Source organism: Halomonas getboli, from assembly GCF_023094245.1.
Lineage (GTDB): Bacteria > Pseudomonadota > Gammaproteobacteria > Pseudomonadales > Halomonadaceae > Halomonas > Halomonas getboli.
Genome location: NZ_JALMEW010000002.1, coordinates 521,524 through 539,688, shown reverse-complemented (window position 1 = coordinate 539,688; position 18,165 = coordinate 521,524). Strand labels below are relative to the sequence as shown.

Sequence of the window (18,165 nt, the reverse complement as noted above, 5' to 3'; positions counted from 1 at the left end):
GGCCTGGCCGCCGGCGGGATAGCCCGGGGACAGGGTCTCGCCGGTGGCGGGATCGACGGCGTGGATCGCCTTGCCGTCGCTGAGCACGGCCTGCTGGCCGATCAGTTGCTTGCCTTCCAGGGTCATGTTGCCTCCTGTCATCACAGTGAGTTGACGCGGGTATCGGTGGCCTCGGTCTCGAACGCCAGCGGGTTGCGCAGCGTGCGGCCGAAGGCCGGCAGGGCGATCTCGAAGCGATCGCCGTCGCGGGTCTGGACGCCGTCGGCGAAGCTCAGCGTCGCGGTGCCGAAGAAGTGCACGTGGACATCGCCGGGGCGCCGGAAGCCTTGATACTTGAAGTGGTGGTGCTCGAGGTTGGCGACGCTGTGGGCCATGTTGGCCTCGCCGGTGAGGAACGGCTTCTCCCACAGGGTCTCGCCGTCGCGCACGATGCGGCTGGTGCCCTCGAGGTGCTCGGGCAGCTCGTCGATCAGCAGCTCCGGGCCGAAGCTGCAGTGGCGCAGCTTGGAGTGGGCCAGCCACAGGTAGTTGAAGCGTTCGGTGACGTGGTCGGAGAACTCGTTGCCGATGGCATAGCCGACGCGCCAGGGCTGGCCGTCGTCGCCGATCACGTAGAGCCCGGCGAGCTCCGGCTCCTCGCCGGCGTCCTCGGCGAAGGCCGGTACCGGCATCGGCGCCTCGGGGGCCACCACGCAGTCGCCGTCGCCCTTGTAGAACCATTCCGGCTGGGCGCCGATCTCGCCGGCGGCGGGCTTGCCGCCTTCCACGCCGAGCTTGAACATGCGCATGGAGTCGGTCAGCTCGGACTCGTCGGCCTGGGCCTTGGCGTGCATGGAGGCGCGGGTGTCGGCGCTGCCCAGATGGGTCAGGCCGGTGCCGGTGACCAGGCAGTGGGCCGGGTCATCATGGGTCAGCGGCGGCAGCAGCTGGGCGCCGTCAATCAACGCCTGGTAGTCCAGGCGGGTCTCGGTCAGCGCCGCCTCGACGATCTCGGCCAGCGGACGACCGGCGGCGATGGCGCGCCGCGCCAGGGTGTAGGTGTCGGCCTCGGTCAGGCGGACGGTTTTGTCGTCTTCGACCAGGGCGGCGCGGGCCGCACCGTCGTGAAGGCACTGGATGATGCGCATGGCGTGTTTCCTCGGCTGTCGGGTCGGAGCGGCGAGGCACCGAAGGGTCCCCATCATAGCCCCGGCTCCGGGTGTATGTGCAACATATAATTTTATATGTTGATTCTATTGGGTCGTATCGATGAAAAAGTACGCAGGCTTTGTGTCGGTTGAGCCGGTGACAAGCCCCGGGGTGCCGGACCATTGAGGAGGCGCTGTGAATACGTCCCTGTACGCTACCGACGCCATCCGTGGCGTAGGACCTCCTCGTCGGCTTGTCCCCGACACCTCTCGCTATTGATCGTGTCGCGCCGGCGCCAGGGTGTCCTCGCCGGCGCGCCCGAAGTCCGGGAAGCCGTCGTCGTCCCAGCGGATCGGCTTGACGTAGGTATGGCGATTCGGGTCCCACAGCGGGTCGCCCTGGATGTCGGTATAGGTCCGGGCGTGGTAGACGAGCAGGTCGGTGCCGTCCTCGCCGACCGTGAAGCCGTTGTGGCCGGGGCCGAAGATCTCGTTGACCGGATCGCTGGCCAGGATCGGCATCGGCGACTTCGACCAGCTCGCCGCGTCCAGCGGGTCGCTGTCGGCATCGGCCCACAGGAGCCCCGCGCAGTAGTTCTCGTCGGTGGCGCTGGCCGAGTAGGTGAGCAGCAGCCGGCCGTGGCGCTGGAGCACCGCGGGCCCCTCGTTGACCAGGAAGCCGCGCGTCTCCCAGTCGTATTCCGGCACGCTGAGCCGCGTCGGGGGCCCGGCCAGGCGGGTCGGTCCCGCCAGCTCGGCAATGTAGAGGTTCGAGTTGCCGGGGATATCCGGATCCTGCTGGGCCCAGACGTAGTAGTCGCGGCCGCGCAGATGGAAGGTCGTGGCGTCCAGGCAGAAGCTATCGAGCGGCGTCTCCATCTGCACGGGCTCGCTCCACTCGCCGGCCAGCGGGTCATCCGCCGTGCAGGTGATGACGTACATGCGGTGCTGGAAGAGGCCGTCGACGATCTCGCGGGATGGCGCGGCGGCGAAGTAGATCACCCACACGCCGTCGACGCGGTGCAGCTCGGGGGCCCAGATCAGCTCGCACAGCGGCCCGGTGTCGGGCTTGCGCCATACCGTGGTCGCCGGTGCCGCGGCCAGCCCCGCGACGCTGTCGGCGCAACGGAGCTCCAGGCGGTCGTACTCGGGCACCGAGGCGATGAAGTAGTAGCGCCCGGCGTGCGCGAGGATCCAGGGATCGGCGCGCTGTTCGATAAGTGGCTCGGGAGATAGCGACATGGTGGACTCCGTGGCGTGTGCGGTGGGACGTAGCATGGCCATCAGTTGGCGCGGCCCGGCTCGAGGGTGTCGTCGGTGGCCGGGTCGGCGGCTCGCTGGCCGGCGCCGATGTCGCCCAGCGAGGCGTAGTAGGCGTCGGTGATCCGGTAGCGGAACATGAAGCCGCCCATCAGGGTGTGGAAGACACCGGGGATGATGGACAGCATCAGGGCGATGCCGGTGAGCGTGAAATCGCTCTGGTCGACGTTGGGCTCGTAGTGGAAGAAGGTCAGCAGCGCGCCCACCAGGAAGCCCGCGGCGCCCATGCCGGCCTTCTGGAAGAAGGAGATGCCGCCGAAGGCCAGCCCCGAGACGCGCCGGCCGGTCTTGGCCTGGCCGTAGTCCACGGACTCGGCGATGGCCGACCAGAACACCGGGGCGTGCAGGTCCACCACGAACGAGATCAGGAAGTAGAGCACGAAGGCGAGCACCACCTCGCCGGGGTCCACCACAACGAACATCAGCACGCTGAGCATGCCCACCGCGACCTGGCTCCAGCGGAACAGCTGCACCTTGCAGTAGCGCTTGGTGATCCAGGTGGAGGCGACCATGGCCAGGATGGCGGCGCCGACGCCGACGGTCAGGAAGGCCGAGAGCATCCCCGGGCCGGCGCCCAGGTAGTACTTCGCGTAATAGGCGGCCACGGAGCTGCGCAATACGTAGCCCATGGTGCCGGTGAAGCAGGCGCCGCACAGCAGCAGCCATTGGTCGTTCTTCAGCAGCAGTGCGAGCTGCTGCTTGATGGGCTTATCGTCGATGCGGTGCTGGACGCGCTCGGTGGTGGTGCGATAGCAGAACAGCAGCAGCAGGGTCGCCAGGCCGCCCATCAGCCCCATGGCGACCTGGTAGCCCAGCTCGAGCCGGCCCTCGCCGAAGGACTCGGCCAGCTTGGGCACGATGATGGTGACCAGGAAGGCGGCGATCTTGGCGAAGAACAGCCGGTAGCCGTTGGCCGACAGCTTGTCCTTGGGATCGTCGCTCAGCACGCCGATCAGCGAGATGTAGGGGATGGTCACGGCAGTGAACAGCAGCGTGACCAGCAGATAGGTCGAGTAGGCCCACACCAGCTTGGCGTTGTAGCTCCAGTCGGGGGTGGTGAACAGCAGCAGCACCGAGATGCCGAAGGGCACCGCGAAGATCAGGAAGTAGGGCCGATAGCGACCGCGGGGCGTGTTGGTGCGGTCGGTGATCATGCCCATCAGCGGGTCGGTCACCGCATCCACCAGCCGGGCGACCAGGAACAGGATGCCCATGTGGGAGGGCTTCAAACCGAAGATGTCGGTATAGAAGTAGGAGATGATCAGAAACATCGAGGAGATGACCACGTTGATGGCCATGTCCCCGCTGCCGAATCCCACCTTTTCCAGGTACGTCAGTCGTGGTGTCGCCATGATGTTGTCCTTGTCATCGATGGAAACGCCTCCGCGGGCGTCGGGGAAGGCAAGGCGACGTCCCTCGTCGCCTTGCCGGCGGCGTCAGCCCACCAGCCACATGGCCAGGTCGGGCCAGAACAGCAGCGCGAACAGCACGCACAGCTGCAGGGCGATGAAGGGCAGCAGCGAGACGAAGATGTCCTTCAGGCTGACCTCGGGCGGCGCCACGCCCTTGAGGTAGAAGGCGGCCGGGCCGAACGGCGGCGACAGGAACGACACCTGCATGTTCACCGCGAACAGGATGCCGAACCAGATCGGGCTGTAGCCCAGCTGCTCGACGATCGGCACGAAGATCGGCAGCGTCAGCATCGCCACGCCGATCCAGTCGAGGAACATGCCCAGCACCAGCAGGATCGCCATCATCACCAGGATGATCACGATCGGCGCCACGTCGAGGCCCATGATCATGCCCGAGATGAAGCGGTTGCCGCCCATCAGGTTGTAGACCCCCACCAGCGCCGCGGCGCCGATGCCGATCCAGATGATCATGCCGCAGGTGGTCAGGGTCTGGCTGAGGCTCTCGTGCAGCGTCTTGAGCGAGAACTCGCCGCGGGCGACCACCGCCAGCAGCACGCCGAACACGCCCATGGCCGCCGCCTCGGTGACCGAGGCCACGCCGCCGTAGATCGAGCCCAGCACCAGCCCGGCGATCAGCCCCGGCACGATGATGGCGCGCAGCGCCTGGCCCTTGGAGGAGAAGCCTTCCTCGCGGTCGGCGTCGGTCATCGGCGGTCCCATGGCCGGGTTCTTCAGGCAGCGAATCAGCACGTAGCCGATGTAGCTGGCCATCAGGATCACCGCCGGGGTGATGGCCGCGGTGAACAGGTCGGCGATCGACTCGGAGGCGATCAGGCCGTAGATGATCAGCACGATCGACGGCGGCATCATGGTGCCCAAGGCGCCGCCGGCGCAGACCACGCCGATGGAGAGGTGCTTGTCGTAGCCCAGTCGCAGCATCTGCGGCAGCGCCAGGATGCCCAGCAGCACGATCTCGCCGCCGATGATCCCGGACAGCGCGGCCAGGAAGAAGGCCACCACGATGGTCTGCACCGCCACGCCGCCGGGCAGGCGGCCGGCGAACACGCGCATGGCGTTGAACAGGTCCCTGGCGATCCCCGATCGGTCCAGTAACGAGGCCATCAACACGAACATCGGCACCGCCACCAGCGAATATTCGGTGACGAAGCCGTAGACCCGGCTGGTGACCAGCGGCAGGGCGTTGGGCCCGAACCAGCCGAAGGTGAAGGAGAGTGCGACCAGGCCGGTGATGAAGGCCAGCGGCAGGCCGGTGATCAGCAGGGCGAAGATCAGCCCCACCAGCAACAGGGTTCCGTCGGCGATGCTCATGAGGCTGCCTCGTTGGATGCGTTATCGGGCCGGCGGCGCAGCGAACGGATCAGGTGCAGGAAGGACTGCACGCACATGATAGCCAGCGCCAGCAGGATCACGCCCTTCACCAGCGCCGGGAACGGCGGGTTCCAGGAGGTGCCGGAGCGCTCCAGCTGCCATTCGCCCAGCGGGTTGTGGGAGGCCTCCCAGAACATGGTGTAGGCGGCGTAGCTCATGGCCAGGCAGAAGCCGAAGGTCACCAGGTCGTTGAAGCGGTCGAGCCACAGCCGGAAGCGCGGGCCGACGGCGTCGTAGAGCACCTTGACGCGGATATGGCGGTCGCTGGCCAGCGCCGCCGGGCCGCCGAGGGCGAAGCCGACCGCGACCAGCATCACCACGCTCTCGTGGACCCAGGAGGTCGGTGAGTCGAAGCCGTAGCGCATGATGACCTCATAGACGCTGATCGCCATGGCGATGAACACCAGCCAGGCGGCGCCGCGGGCGGCCATGATCACGCCGCGGTCGAAGGCGCTGCGGGCGGGAGACGGTGCATCCACCTCGAGCGCGGCAGGATCGTCGGGAAGGGGGGAAGACATGACTCCTCCGGGGTGGCGCGTGGAGCGCCGTCATGAACGTCGGGAAAGGCGGCGGTGCCGGAGCACCGCCGCCCGGGGGCAGTCGATCGGGGATTACAGCTGGCCGCGTGCCTTGAGGAAGTCGGTGGCCTGGTCGTAGATCTTCTGCGTCATCTCGTTGCGGCCGGCCCACTCGGCCCACTCCTGCTCGGCGGCCTGGCGGAACTTCTTGCGCTCGGCGGCGGGCAGGTCGACGGGGTGCACGTCCGGGTTCTCGTTGAGCGCCTGCAGGGTCTCGATGTCCTGCTCCTTGAGACGGGCGATCAGGTCATAGGCCATGTCGTCGAAGGCGGTCTCGAGGGTGACCTGCAGGTCCTCGGGCAGGCCGTCCCAGATGTCCTTGTTGAGCGACACGGCGATCATCGGCATGGAGTGGAAGCCCGGGTACAGCGGGTAGGGCGCGAACTCGTGGATGCCCATGGCGTCGTTGTTGGACAGCACCGTGGAGTCGGCGGCGTCGATCACGCCCTTCTCCAGGCCGGTGTAGACCTCCGAGCCCGGCAGATTGACCGGGGTGGCGCCGATGCGCTCGAAGATGTTGTAGACCATGCCCTGGGGCGCGCGGATCTTGAGGCCCTGGAAATCGTCGATGGAATCGATCTCGACGGTGGAGGGAATCGACTCCAGCGGGAAGGTCGCGGCGCTGATCAGGTGCGTGCCGTAAGGCGCGGCCAGCTCGTTGTAGAGCTCCTCGCCGCCGGCATGCTTCATGAACTCCAGGAAGTCGTAGGGGTTGCTCCAGGCGCCGACCAGGTTGCCGATCATGCCGAAGGCCGGATCCTGACCGGAGAAGTAGCTCGGGTCGGTCATGTGGCCCTGGAGGATGCCGGAGGACACCGCCTGCAGGGTCTCGGTGGGGCCCACCACGGAGTTGATCGGCAGGATCTCGATGTGCACGCGGCCATCGGTCATGGTCTCGATCTTGTCGGCCCACTCCTGCTTGATCTTGAAGCTGGGCTCGCCGGCGGTCTCGGAGGCCTGGAACTTCCAGTCGTACTCCGCCGCCTGGGCGGTAGACAGGCCGAGCATCAGGGCCGTGCCGGTCAGCAGCAGGGCGGGCTTCTTGAGGTAAGGCATCAGAACTCTCCATCGAAGCTGTTGTTGTCGTGCGGCGTTCATTCATGGCGTGCCGTCGCGGGAGCTAAATGTTGTACATAGGCGTAATTTGTTCAACATATACTTTCGTATGTGTCGACTACGCGTCGACATCCGGCTACCGTTCATGCCATGGCCGCATTGCCCCGGGCCGATGCTCCGGGCGCAGCGCTTGAGACGAGAGCCAGGCCTCGAGACGCGATTAAGGAGAGACTTCGATGACAGACAGCAAGCGCCGGTTGCGCAGCGCCGAGTGGTTCGGCAGCGCCGACAAGAATGGCTTCATGTACCGCAGCTGGATGAAGAACCAGGGCATCCCCGACCACGAGTTCGAGGGCAAGCCGATCATCGGCATCTGCAACACCTGGTCGGAGCTGACGCCATGCAACGCGCACTTCCGCAAGATCGCCGAGCACGTCAAGAAGGGCATCCTCGAGGCCGGCGGCTACCCGGTGGAGTTCCCGGTATTCTCCAACGGCGAGTCCAACCTGCGCCCCACGGCGATGTTCACCCGCAACCTGGCGAGCATGGACGTCGAAGAGGCGATCCGCGGCAACCCGATGGACGCCGTGGTGCTGCTGGTCGGCTGCGACAAGACCACCCCGGCGCTGCTGATGGGCGCGGCCAGCTGTGACCTGCCGACCATCGTGGTCACCGGCGGGCCGATGCTCAACGGCAAGCACGAAGGCAAGGACATCGGCTCCGGCACCGTGGTGTGGAAGCTCTCCGAGGAGGTCAAGGCAGGCAAGATCTCGATTCACGATTTCATGGCCGCCGAGGCCGGCATGTCACGATCCGCGGGGACCTGCAACACCATGGGCACCGCCTCCACCATGGCCTGCATGGCGGAGTCGCTCGGCACCTCGCTGCCGCACAACGCGGCGATTCCGGCGGTGGACTCTCGCCGCTACGTGCTGGCGCACCTCTCCGGCAACCGCATCGTCGAGATGGTCGACGAGGACCTGCGCCTGTCCAAGGTGCTGACCAAGAACGCCTTCGAGAACGCCATCCGCACCAACGCGGCCATCGGCGGCTCGACCAACGCCGTGATCCACCTGAAGGCCATCGCCGGGCGCATGGGCGTCGATCTGGAGATGGACGACTGGACCCGCATCGGCCGCGGCACCCCGACCATCGTCGACCTGCAGCCCTCCGGGCGCTTCCTGATGGAGGAGTTCTACTACGCCGGCGGCCTGCCCGCGGTGCTCAGGCGCCTGGGCGAGGCCGATCGGCTGCCCCACAAGGACGCCCTGACCGTCAACGGCAAGACCCTGTGGGAGAACGTCCAGGACGCGCCGCAGTACAACGACGAGGTGATCCGCCCGCTGGACAACCCGCTGCGCGAGGATGGCGGCATGTGCGTGCTGCGCGGCAACCTGGCCCCGGGCGGTGCGGTGCTCAAGCCCTCGGCGGCGACGCCCGAGCTGATGCAGCATCGCGGACGCGCGGTGGTGTTCGAGAACTTCGACGACTACAAGGCCCGCATCAACGACCCGGACCTGGACGTCGACGCCGACAGCATCCTGGTGATGAAGAACTGCGGCCCGCGCGGCTATCACGGCATGGCCGAGGTGGGCAACATGGGCCTGCCCTCCAAGCTGCTGGAGCAAGGCATCACCGACATGGTGCGCATCTCCGACGCCCGCATGAGCGGCACCGCCTACGGCACCGTGGTGTTGCACGTGGCCCCGGAAGCGGCCGCCGGCGGCCCGCTGGCCGCGGTGCGCAACGGCGACTGGATCGAGCTCGACTGCGACAGCGGCCGGCTGCACCTGGAGGTCGACGAGGCCGAGCTCGAGGCGCGCCTGGCCGAGAGCGACCCCACCGCGGAATCCAAGGAGATCGCCCGCAGCGGCGGCTATCGCCAGCTCTACATCGAGCACGTGCTGCAGGCCGACGAGGGCTGCGACTTCGACTTCCTGGTCGGCAAGCGGGGCGCCGACGTGCCGCGCCACTCTCACTGAGGCCCTGCACGCCATGACCGAACGTGCCATGAAGGATCGTTCCATGACCCCCGACCGGCTGCGCTCGCGCGACTGGTTCGACAATCCGGATCACCCCGGCACCACCGCGCTGTGCCTGGAACGCTACATGAATCAGGGCATCACCCTGGAGGAGCTGACCAGCGGCCAGCCGATCATCGGCATCTGCCAGTCGGGTTCGGACCTCACGCCCTGCAACCGCCACCACATCGAGCTGGTGAAGCGGGTCAAGGACGGCATCCGCGCCGCCGGCGGGGTGCCCTTCGAGTTCCCGCTGCATCCGATCCACGAGAACGTGCGCCGCCCCACCGCGGCGCTGGATCGCAACCTGGCCTACCTGGGCCTGGTCGAGGTGCTGCACGGCTATCCGCTGGACGGCGTGGTGCTGACCACCGGCTGCGACAAGACCACCCCGGCCAGCCTGATGGCCGCGGCCACGGTCAACATCCCGGCCATCGTGCTGTCCGGCGGGCCGATGCTCAACGGCTGGCGCGGCGCCGAGCGCGTCGGCTCTGGCACCGTGGTGTGGGAGATGCGCAAGCGCCTGGCCGCCGGCGACATCGACTACCCCGAGTTCCTGTCGCGGATCGCCGATTCGGCGCCCTCGGTGGGCCACTGCAACACCATGGGCACCGCCTCGACCATGAACTCGCTGGCCGAGGCGCTGGGCATGAGCCTGCCCGGCTCGGCGATGATCCCCGGGCCCTACAAGGAGCGCGGCGCGGTGGCCTACCAGACCGGCGAGCGCATCGTCGACATGGTGTGGGACGACCTGCGGCCGAGCGACATCCTGACCCGCGAGGCGTTCGAGAACGCGGTGGTCACCTGCTCGGCGCTGGGCGGCTCGTCCAACGCGCCGATCCACATCAATGCCATCGCCCGCCACGCCGGCGTCGCGTTCGACAACGACGACTGGCAGCACCTCGGCCACGAGGTGCCGCTGCTGGCCAACGTGATGCCGGCCGGCGCCTATCTGGGCGAGGAGTTCCACCGCGCCGGCGGCGTGCCGGCGGTGATGCATGAGTTGCTGGCCGCCGGCCGGCTCCACGGCGAGGTCGCGACCGTCAACGGCCGCTCTCTGGCCGAGAACCTGGCCGGGCGCGAGACCGCCGACGACGAGGTGATCCGCCGCTACGCCAATCCGCTGGTCGAGCACGCCGGCTTCCTCAACCTCAAGGGCAACCTGTTCGACTCGGCGCTGATGAAGACCAGCGTGATCGCCGCGGACTTCCGAGAGCGTTTCCTGAGCGACCCCGAGGACCCCGACGCCTTCGAGGGCAGGGTGGTGGTGTTCGACGGCTCCGAGGACTACCACGCCCGCATCGACGACCCGGCGCTGGAGATCGACGCGCGCACCATCCTGGTGATGCGCGGCGCCGGCCCGGTAGGCCACCCCGGCGGCGCCGAGGTGGTCAATATGCAGCCTCCTGAAGCCCTCATACGGGCGGGGGTCGAGTCCCTGCCATGCCTGGGTGACGGGCGCCAGTCGGGCACCTCCGGCTCGCCGTCGATCCTCAACGCCTCGCCGGAGGCCGCCACCGGCGGGCCGCTGGCGCTGCTCGAGAGCGGCGACCGGCTGCGGGTCGACCTCGGCCGCTGCGAGGTCACGCTGATGGTCGACGACGCCGAGCTGGCCGCGCGCCGCGAGCGGCTGGAGGCCGAGGGCGGCTATCGCTACCCGGACCACCAGACGCCGTGGCAGGAGATCCAGCGCGCGATGGTCGAGCCGCTGGACCGCGGCATGACCCTGGCGCCGGCGACCAAGTATCGCGACGTGGCCCGGGTCAGCCCGCCGCGGGACAATCACTGAGCGAGGAGCGAGGTGCGAGGTGCGAGGTGCGAGGTGCGAGGTAAAGAGTGAGGGGTAAGGAATGAAACGCGGCCGGCGCCTGGGAGGGTGCCGGCCGCGATCGTTCCGTTGCGCCTTAGCCGAGGGTGAGCTGGCGTCCGAGGGCGCTGTCGCCGGGCTCGATGCCGAGCGCCTGGGCGGTGCCGGCGAGCACCGCCTGGGCGGCGAGGAAGGCCTCGCGGGGCTGGCGCGCGCGGATGCTCTCCATCAGCCGGCGATGGCGCTCCAGGCTCTCTTCGGGATCGCTGGCGCTGACGTTGGACTCCTCGATCAGCATGTAGATCGAGGGCCGCAGGATGTGCGAGAGCTGGGCCCAGACGATGTTGTGGGTGGCCTTGAAGATGGCGACGTGGAAGGCAACGTCGTAGTCGCTGTGCAGGCGAGCCTCCTGGCCGTCGCCGCCGTGCATGTTCTGGCCCATACCCTCGAAGGCTTCCTCGATGGCCACCAGGTCGCGGGCGGTGGCGCGCTGGGCGGCGGTCATCGCCACATAGGGCTCGACGTCGAGGCGGAACGACAGGATCTCGCGCTGGACGCCCGGATTGGGCGCGGCGTAGCGGGTCATCCAGTCGGTGACCTGAGGGTCGAGGATGTTCCACTCGGCGTATTCGCGCACCTTGGAGCCGTGGCCCGAGATGCGTTCGATGATGCCCACGTCCACCAGCTGGCGCAGATCGCTGCGCACCGCCGAGCGGTTGATGGCGAACTGCGTGCAGAGGTCGACTTCCTTGGGCACGAAGTCGCCGGGCTGATAGCGACCGGAGAAGATGGCCTCGGCCAGGAAGTCGGCCACGCTGGGCCGGGGGGCTGTCTTGCGCTGATTGTCCTTCACGAGTCCCACGTCCGCTGAAGTTTCAACATATCGTGTTTTATGTTGCACATTTCGTCAATATGACCTTGGTGTCACCCGGGGAACTGGCGCGCTTTCAGCCGCTGGCAGAAGCCTTCCAGCAGTGAAGAGGCCTCCGGCGTGGGGGACACCCCGGCCAGCAGCGCCTCGGGATCGCGCCCCTGCTCGGCCAGCCCCTCGGCCTGGTGGCGCAGGTAGGCGCGCATCACCGCCGGCGTGAACTCGGGATGGAACTGCACGCTCCACTGACGCGGCCCGTAGCGCAGCGCCTGGAAGGGATCGTGATCGTTCACGGCCAGCACCTCGGCGCCCGGCGGGGCGGCCAGCACCGACTGTGCGTGGGTCAGCTGGGAGGGAAAGGCCTCGGGCAGGGTGCCGAGCAGGGCGTCGCGGCGGCCGGCGTCGGTCAGCCGCACCGAGTGAGTGCCGGTCTCGCGGCCCGCCGGGTGATAGCCGCTGTCGCCGCCGAAGGCCGCGGCCATCAGCTGGTGGCCGTAGCAGACGCCGAACATGGCGACGTCGCGCTCGCGAGCCTCGCGCAGCCAGGGCTTGAGGGTCTCGCTCCAGGGCTCGGCGTCGCTGACCATGGCGTGGGAGCCGGTGATCACCAGGGCGTCGTCATCGGCCAGCGCCGGAGGAGCGCCGTCGTGGCGCGCATCGAACACCTCGAGCGTGAATTCGCCGCAGGCCGGCGCCAGGCGGTCCCGGAACAGCGCCTCGAAGTCGCCGTGGTCGCGGACTACATCGGCGAAGGCGTCGCCGGTCTTGACGATCAGCAGTCGCGGCATGCTCAGGCTTCCTTCTTCTCGAGTCGTTCGCCTAAGGCGCGCATAAAGGCCGAGCCGGCCTCCAGCTGCGCGATCTCCAGATACTCGTCGGGCTGGTGGGCCTGGCTGATGCTGCCCGGGCCGCAGATCACCGTGGGTAGGCCGGCGCGCTGGAACTGGCCGGCCTCGGTGGCGTAGGCCACGGCGCCGGCCGGAGCCTCGCCGACGAGTTCCCGGCACAGCGTCAGTACCTCGGCGTTGTTGTCGTCGGCTAGTGCCGGCACCGTGGTATTGAGCCGCTCGGTGTGGATGCCGGCATCAGGGGCGCGCTCGCGCATCTCGGCCTGTAGCGTCTCGGCACAGGCCTCGACGCGGCCGAACAGGTCCTCGAAGCGATCCGACGGCAGATGGCGGATCTCCCACTCGAAGCTGCACTCGCGGGCCATGATGTTGATGGCGGTGCCGCCCTGGATCTTGCCCACGTGCAGGCTGGAGTGGACCACGTTGAAGGCCTCGTCGACGCGGCCCTCGGCGCGCAGCTCGCTCATCACGTCCTCGATGAAGGTCACCAGCCGCGCGGCGACGTGGATCGCCGAGACGCCCTGGTTGACCTGGCTGGAGTGCGAGGCGCGGCCGGTCACGGTGGTGCGCAGATTGGTGGCGCCCTTGTGGGCGACCACCGGCTCCATCAGCGTCGGTTCGCCGACGAACACCGCCGCCGGGCGCGGATGGTCGGCCATCAGCCGCTCGATCATGCGCGGGGCGCCGACGCAGCCGATCTCCTCGTCGTAGGAGAAGGCCAGATAGATCGGCTTTTCCAGTGCGAGCTCGACCCAGCGCGGCACCTCGGCCAGGGCGCAGGCGATGAAGGCCTTCATGTCGCAGGTGCCGCGGCCGTAGAGGCGGCCGTCGCCCTTGTCGGTCAGGGTGAAGGGATCGGTCGACCAGGGCTGGCCGTCCACCGGCACCACGTCGGTATGGCCGGAGAGCACCACGCCGCCTTCGACCGCGGGGCCGATGCGGGCCAGCAGGTTGGCCTTGGTGCCGTCGTCGCTGTCGACGCGCCAGTGTTCGACGCCGTGGTCGTCGAGCCAGGCCTCGATGAAGGCGATCAGGTCCAGGTTGGAGTCGCGGGACACGGTGGGGAAACCCACCAGTCTCTCGAGGAACTGGGCGGCGGTCATGGTCGGCTCCGAAGCAGGGTGACGTCGCCGCCTAGCCTACCATGCCGCCAGGCCCGGAGGGATGGGCCCGGCGGCATGTGACGGGGCAGAAAAGAGGGGCTGCGACGCTCAGGTCGAGCGGCGGCGCAGCCGGGGCGTGCGCAGCGGCTCGCCGCGCAGCCAGGGGCCGAGCAGGTGCGTCGACAGCGGGATGAAGAGGAACACCATCACCGGGGTCAGCATCAGGGTGCTGGCCAGCACCTTCGGCACCAGCGGCAGGGTGGCCAGGGCATCGCCGAACAGGATCTGGAAGGCCAGCGAGACCGGGAAGAACGCCAGCCAGATGGCGATGGCCTGTTTCCAGCGCGGCGGCGCCGGCGTACCGGGCTGCTGGAACCAGCGGTCCAGGCCGGTGGCGCGGTGCTCATGGGGCGCGTCGAAGAGCCCCTGACCGCGGGCCAGCCAGGCCCGGCGCGAGGCGGAATGCTCCCAGGTCGCCAGGGTCTCGGCGTCGCGGAAGCGGAAGATGATCTGGTACTCGTCGTCGCCGGGCGGCGGTGCCAGCACGCCGGAGCCGAGGTAGCCGCCGAAGTCGGAGGCCAGTTCGCGGCCTTCCTCGAGCCAGCGCATGAAGTCGCGGTAGCGGCCACTGGCCACGCGGCGCGCCACCATCAGAGTGACGGGATCAGAGGACATGGTGGTTCTCCTGATGAACTCGTTGGCCCGGGTAAGGGCCGCCGAAGAAACGGCGGATCGGGTACATCCGCTGCTGGGAGAATCATATGTCATTAAGGATGAAATAGACAGATCATGTGGGTTTTGAGTCATTTGTTAGCATGATGGTCTATTTTGGGGCAATAGAAGGGAGCAGCTAGAGAACTTGCACCATGCTGGTGCCAGAGAGCATTGCCGTATGACAGGGCAGCAGGTGCCGCCACTCGAGTGCGTGGACTCCTGATATGCGACCGCTCGAAAGCCAAGGTGGAGGTGGCGCCTGTTATCCTCACTGGCCCACGGTATGCATTAATGGCAGGCTAAGAAAAAATCGGTTCAGCTCGACGCTAGAGCGGGCGATAAACCTTGAGCAACCGCTGGCAAGGAACGCATATGCAGGGGCACATCGAACGCAGGGACAGCGGCCACGATTCTGGCAACTTCCCATTCCTGGCCGGGCATGACCCGGTGTTTCTCGAGCTCGCATCCAGTGCCGAGCGCGCTTTCTCTCATGACCCCAACACCACATTGATCAAGCTACGCCAGCTTGGTGAGGCTATGGCGCAGGACATTGCGGCTCGCCTCGGACTCGAAGTGGAAGAACGCACCACCCAGCGTGATCTGCTGTATCGGATTGATGGTGCCATGGGGCTCGATCCCGCGGTGCGAGAGCTCTTTCATACCCTGCGCATCGAGGGCAACAAGGCCACGCATCAGTTTCGCACGCAGCATCGCGAGGCCATCCAGGGGCTCAAGGTCGCCCGTAGCCTGGCGGTCTGGTTCCATCGCGCCTTTGCCGATCCTGATTTCAAGGCCGGTGCCTTTACGCCCCCGCAGGATCCCAGCCATGAGCTGCGCGAGCTACAGACCGAGATGGAGCGACTGCGCGGCGAACTGGCCTCCGCCAGCGAGCAGGCCGAGGCCCAGCGGCGGCTGGCCGAGCTGGAGGCTCGCGAGAAGCAGGAATATGCCGAGCTTGCCGAGGCGATGGATGAAGAGGCGCGTCGCCTGGGCGAGGCCTCTCAGGCGCAACAGAAAGAACTCGAGAAGCGGGAGCGGGAATTCCAGCAGCGTATTGCCGAGCTGAAGCGGGCCCAGGCGGAAGGGCACACCAAGACGATCTCGCGGCCGCAGCTGCGACAGGCCAACCAGGCCCTCAATGATCAGCTGGGCATGGACGAGGAACTCACTCGCCTGTTGATCGACCAGCAGTTGCAGGAAGCAGGCTGGGAAGCCGATACGCTCGAGCTTACCTGGAAGAAGGGGGCGCGCCCTGAAGCCGGCAAGTGCCGAGCCATTGCCGAGTGGGAGCTGCCCAACGGACAGCGTGCCGACTACGTGCTGTTCCATGGGCTCTTGCCCATCGGCGTGGTGGAAGCCAAACGTCAGAACATTGATGTGGCCGGCAAGCTGGGGCAGGCAGAGCGCTACTCACGAGGATTCGATGGGCGAGGCTTTACCGGAGAGTTGGAGCTCCCCTGGGAGCGGGAGGGGCGCACGATCGCCTGGCCCGATGATCAGGACGGCCACTATTACCTTCCCTTCGTCTTTTCCTGCAACGGTCGCCCCTACTTGCCGCAGCTGGCCGAGAAGTCCGGCATCTGGTTTCGCGACGTGCGTGAACCGGGCAATCTGGCGCGGGCGCTGCCTCATTTCCATAGCCCGGAAGGGCTGCTGGATCGTCTCACGCGCAGCCGCGCTCAGGCCGAGCAGCGATTGCGCGAGGAAGGTTTCGGCTACCTGCAGCTGCGCGACTATCAGGAACGAGCGATCCATGCCGTGGAAGGCGCCCTGGAGAATGGAGATCAGCGCGCGCTGCTGGCCATGGCGACCGGCACCGGCAAGACCCGCACCATCATCGGACTGATCTACCGTTTCCTGAAAACCGAGCGCTTCCGCCGTGTCCTCTTTCTGGTGGATCGCAATGCGCTGGGCACGCAGGCGCAGGAGGCCTTCGACGAGGCGCCCCTGGAGCAGAACCACCCGCTCTCGCAGATCTACAACGTCGCCGAGCTTGGCGACATGGCCGCCGATGCCGAGACGCGAGTGCAGGTGGCCACCGTCCAGGCCATGTCGCGACGGCTGTTCATGGCCGACGCCCCGCCGCCGGTGGATACCTATGATTGCCTCATCGTCGACGAGGCACACCGCGGCTATACCCTGGATCAGGAGATGACCGAGGGCGAACTGGCCACGCGGGATACCGGCCAGTATCTGTCGCGCTATCGTCTGGTACTCGAGCACTTCGACGCCGTGCGCATCGGGCTGACCGCGACGCCGGCCAAGCACACCAGCGAGATATTCGGCCGGCCGGTCTTTACCTACTCTTACCGTGAAGCGGTGGCCGACGATTGGCTGATCGATCATGAGCCGCCGATCCGTTACGAGACCCTGCTCAGCCGCCACGGTATCCACTTCGACAAGGGCGAGGCGGTGAGCCGCATCGATGCCCGCACCGGCGAGGTGGAAAGCGCCGAGCTCGAGGACGAGCTGGATTTCGAGGTCGAGGCCTTCAACCGTCAGGTGATCGCCCCCGAGTTCAACCGCGTGATCTGCGAACAGCTGGTCGAGGAGCTCGATCCCTTCGGCGAAGAGAAGACGCTGATCTTCTGCGCCACTGACCTGCATGCCGACATGGTCAAGCGGCTCCTCGACGAGGCTTTCCATGCGAAATATGACGAGGACTATCGCCAGGCCGCGGTAGCCAAGATCACCGGCAAGTCGGACAAGGTCAACGACCTGATTCGTCGCTACAAGAACGACAAGTATCCCAATATCGCCATCACCGTGGACCTGCTGACGACCGGCATCGACGTGCCGAGCATCTGCCATCTGGTGTTCCTGCGCCGAGTGAAGTCACGCATCCTCTATGAGCAGATGATCGGACGCGCCACGCGGCGCTGCGACGAGATCGGCAAGTCGGTATTCCGGATCTACGATCCCGTGGATCTCTATGCCGCCCTGGCCGAGGTCAATACCATGCAGCCGCTGGTGAAGAACCCCAACATTACCCTGGAGCAGCTTCACCGCGAACTGACCGATCCCGATCAGCTGGCGCGTGCCATGCAGGCGTCTGGTGACGAGGAGGGGCGCAGCCAGGCCGATGAGGTACTCGACCAGTTCGGCCAGAAGCTGATGCGAGTGATGCGCCAGGCGACCAAGCAGGCTGAACGCCGCGATGATGTTCGCCAGTGTCTGGCACGGCTCGAGCAGAGCTGGGGCGTAGCGCCGGACAAGCTCCATCAGCATCTGCACAAGCTGGGGCCACAGCCCGCTGCCGACTTCCTGAACCAGCATGGTCGCCTGCTTCGTCAGGTCGCCGAGGTCAAGGCGCTGCTCGGCGACGAGCGCATGCCGCTGATCTATGAAGGCGGCGATGAGTTGAGGGATCGTCGCCAGGACTATGGCGTGCACGAGAAGCCCGCCGACTACCTGGATAGCTTCGATGACTTCATCAAGCACCAGCTCAATGAGTCCGTGGCGCTGAGCGTGGTGGTCAACCGGCCCCGCGACATGACCCGCGAGACCCTCAAGGAGGTGCGCCTGCTACTGGATGACGCCGGCTACAGCGAAGCCGCCCTGAAAAGTGCCTGGCGCAATGCTACCAACCGGGAGATCGCCGCCAGCATCGTCGGCCATATTCGCCGCGCCGCCCTGGGCGAGGCGCTGATTCCCTTCGAGCAGCGGGTGCGTGAGGCCATGCCGCGTATTTACGATCTGCACGATTGGACGCCGGCGCAGCGCAAGTGGCTCGACCGCCTGGCCACGCAGCTTGGCCACGAAGTCGTGATCGACCACGACTTCATCAACCAGCGCTTCGCCGAGCACGGGGGGCTGAAGCGTCTGGACGCCGTGCTGGGCCATCACCTAGACGAGGTTCTCGATGCCCTCAGCGATGGCCTCTGGGAAGCGAGCTGAGGGTGACGTCATCGACCTGTAG

Annotated in this window: 13 protein-coding genes; 3 read left to right on the top strand and 10 right to left on the bottom strand. The window is 67.0% G+C overall.

Annotated features, from left to right (window positions below):
• Nucleotides 1-140 precede the first annotated feature (140 nt).
• From araD1 to MYL53_RS07420, 6 genes are all read right to left on the bottom strand, one after another.
• Complete coding sequence (gene araD1, locus MYL53_RS07445) at nucleotides 141-1,127, bottom strand: AraD1 family protein (RefSeq protein ID WP_247852985.1); 987 nt, start codon at nucleotides 1,125-1,127, stop codon at nucleotides 141-143.
• Between the two features lie 273 nt (nucleotides 1,128-1,400).
• Nucleotides 1,401-2,369 carry a glycoside hydrolase family 43 protein gene (locus tag MYL53_RS07440; RefSeq protein ID WP_247852984.1) on the bottom strand — a complete coding sequence of 323 codons (969 nt, stop codon included), beginning with the start codon at nucleotides 2,367-2,369 and terminating at the stop codon, nucleotides 1,401-1,403.
• Nucleotides 2,370-2,410: 41 nt separating this feature from the next.
• Nucleotides 2,411-3,799, bottom strand: coding sequence for an MFS transporter (locus MYL53_RS07435; protein ID WP_247852983.1), 1,389 nt, complete (start codon nucleotides 3,797-3,799; stop codon nucleotides 2,411-2,413).
• 84 nt (nucleotides 3,800-3,883) lie between these two features.
• Nucleotides 3,884-5,188 carry a TRAP transporter large permease gene (locus MYL53_RS07430; protein WP_247852982.1) on the bottom strand — a complete coding sequence of 435 codons (1,305 nt, stop codon included), beginning with the start codon at nucleotides 5,186-5,188 and terminating at the stop codon, nucleotides 3,884-3,886.
• Entirely contained in the window at nucleotides 5,185-5,766 is a 582-nt protein-coding gene (locus MYL53_RS07425; RefSeq protein WP_247852981.1) for a TRAP transporter small permease subunit, read from the bottom strand. Before MYL53_RS07425 ends, MYL53_RS07430 begins: the two co-directional genes overlap by 4 nt.
• Nucleotides 5,767-5,859: 93 nt before the next feature.
• Nucleotides 5,860-6,882 (bottom strand): TRAP transporter substrate-binding protein, encoded by a 1,023-nt coding sequence (locus MYL53_RS07420; protein ID WP_247852980.1) that lies wholly within the window; start codon nucleotides 6,880-6,882, stop codon nucleotides 5,860-5,862.
• Nucleotides 6,883-7,118: 236 nt separating this feature from the next.
• Here MYL53_RS07420 and MYL53_RS07415 point away from each other — a divergent pair, with 236 nt between their 5' ends.
• Together MYL53_RS07415 and MYL53_RS07410 are read left to right on the top strand one after the other, a co-directional pair.
• Nucleotides 7,119-8,864 (top strand): IlvD/Edd family dehydratase, encoded by a 1,746-nt coding sequence (locus MYL53_RS07415; protein WP_247852979.1) that lies wholly within the window; start codon nucleotides 7,119-7,121, stop codon nucleotides 8,862-8,864.
• A 28-nt stretch (nucleotides 8,865-8,892) separates the two neighbouring features.
• Nucleotides 8,893-10,692 (top strand): IlvD/Edd family dehydratase, encoded by a 1,800-nt coding sequence (locus tag MYL53_RS07410; protein ID WP_247852978.1) that lies wholly within the window; start codon nucleotides 8,893-8,895, stop codon nucleotides 10,690-10,692.
• A gap of 115 nt (nucleotides 10,693-10,807) precedes the next feature.
• Here the strand turns inward: MYL53_RS07410 and MYL53_RS07405 are convergent, their stop codons facing one another.
• From MYL53_RS07405 to MYL53_RS07390, 4 genes are all read right to left on the bottom strand, one after another.
• Complete coding sequence (locus MYL53_RS07405) at nucleotides 10,808-11,563, bottom strand: FadR/GntR family transcriptional regulator (RefSeq protein ID WP_247852977.1); 756 nt, start codon at nucleotides 11,561-11,563, stop codon at nucleotides 10,808-10,810.
• 71 nt (nucleotides 11,564-11,634) lie between these two features.
• Nucleotides 11,635-12,369: a glutamine amidotransferase gene (locus MYL53_RS07400; RefSeq protein WP_247852976.1), complete on the bottom strand. Its 735-nt coding sequence runs from the start codon at nucleotides 12,367-12,369 to the stop codon at nucleotides 11,635-11,637.
• A gap of 2 nt (nucleotides 12,370-12,371) precedes the next feature.
• Complete coding sequence (gene argE / locus MYL53_RS07395) at nucleotides 12,372-13,532, bottom strand: acetylornithine deacetylase (protein ID WP_247852975.1); 1,161 nt, start codon at nucleotides 13,530-13,532, stop codon at nucleotides 12,372-12,374.
• 108 nt (nucleotides 13,533-13,640) lie between these two features.
• Nucleotides 13,641-14,207, bottom strand: a complete 567-nt coding sequence (locus MYL53_RS07390) for a putative antibiotic biosynthesis monooxygenase (RefSeq protein WP_247852974.1) — start codon at nucleotides 14,205-14,207, stop codon at nucleotides 13,641-13,643.
• A 411-nt stretch (nucleotides 14,208-14,618) separates the two neighbouring features.
• On the opposite strand from MYL53_RS07390, the gene hsdR reads away from it, so the two are divergent.
• Entirely contained in the window at nucleotides 14,619-18,143 is a 3,525-nt protein-coding gene (gene hsdR / locus MYL53_RS07385; RefSeq protein WP_247852973.1) for a type I restriction-modification system endonuclease, read from the top strand.
• The last annotated feature ends 22 nt before the right edge of the window (nucleotides 18,144-18,165 follow it).

Coding starts and splice junctions, on each gene's coding strand:
- MYL53_RS07420 (WP_247852980.1), bottom strand. CDS start 6,882: ATGCCTTACCTCAAGAAGCCCGCCCTGCTGCTGACCGGCACGGCCCTG.
- hsdR (WP_247852973.1), top strand. CDS start 14,619: ATGCAGGGGCACATCGAACGCAGGGACAGCGGCCACGATTCTGGCAAC.
- MYL53_RS07415 (WP_247852979.1), top strand. CDS start 7,119: ATGACAGACAGCAAGCGCCGGTTGCGCAGCGCCGAGTGGTTCGGCAGC.
- MYL53_RS07430 (WP_247852982.1), bottom strand. CDS start 5,188: ATGAGCATCGCCGACGGAACCCTGTTGCTGGTGGGGCTGATCTTCGCC.
- MYL53_RS07425 (WP_247852981.1), bottom strand. CDS start 5,766: ATGTCTTCCCCCCTTCCCGACGATCCTGCCGCGCTCGAGGTGGATGCA.
- MYL53_RS07435 (WP_247852983.1), bottom strand. CDS start 3,799: ATGGCGACACCACGACTGACGTACCTGGAAAAGGTGGGATTCGGCAGC.
- argE (WP_247852975.1), bottom strand. CDS start 13,532: ATGACCGCCGCCCAGTTCCTCGAGAGACTGGTGGGTTTCCCCACCGTG.
- MYL53_RS07390 (WP_247852974.1), bottom strand. CDS start 14,207: ATGTCCTCTGATCCCGTCACTCTGATGGTGGCGCGCCGCGTGGCCAGT.
- MYL53_RS07410 (WP_247852978.1), top strand. CDS start 8,893: ATGAAGGATCGTTCCATGACCCCCGACCGGCTGCGCTCGCGCGACTGG.
- araD1 (WP_247852985.1), bottom strand. CDS start 1,127: ATGCGCATCATCCAGTGCCTTCACGACGGTGCGGCCCGCGCCGCCCTG.
- MYL53_RS07440 (WP_247852984.1), bottom strand. CDS start 2,369: ATGTCGCTATCTCCCGAGCCACTTATCGAACAGCGCGCCGATCCCTGG.
- MYL53_RS07400 (WP_247852976.1), bottom strand. CDS start 12,369: ATGCCGCGACTGCTGATCGTCAAGACCGGCGACGCCTTCGCCGATGTA.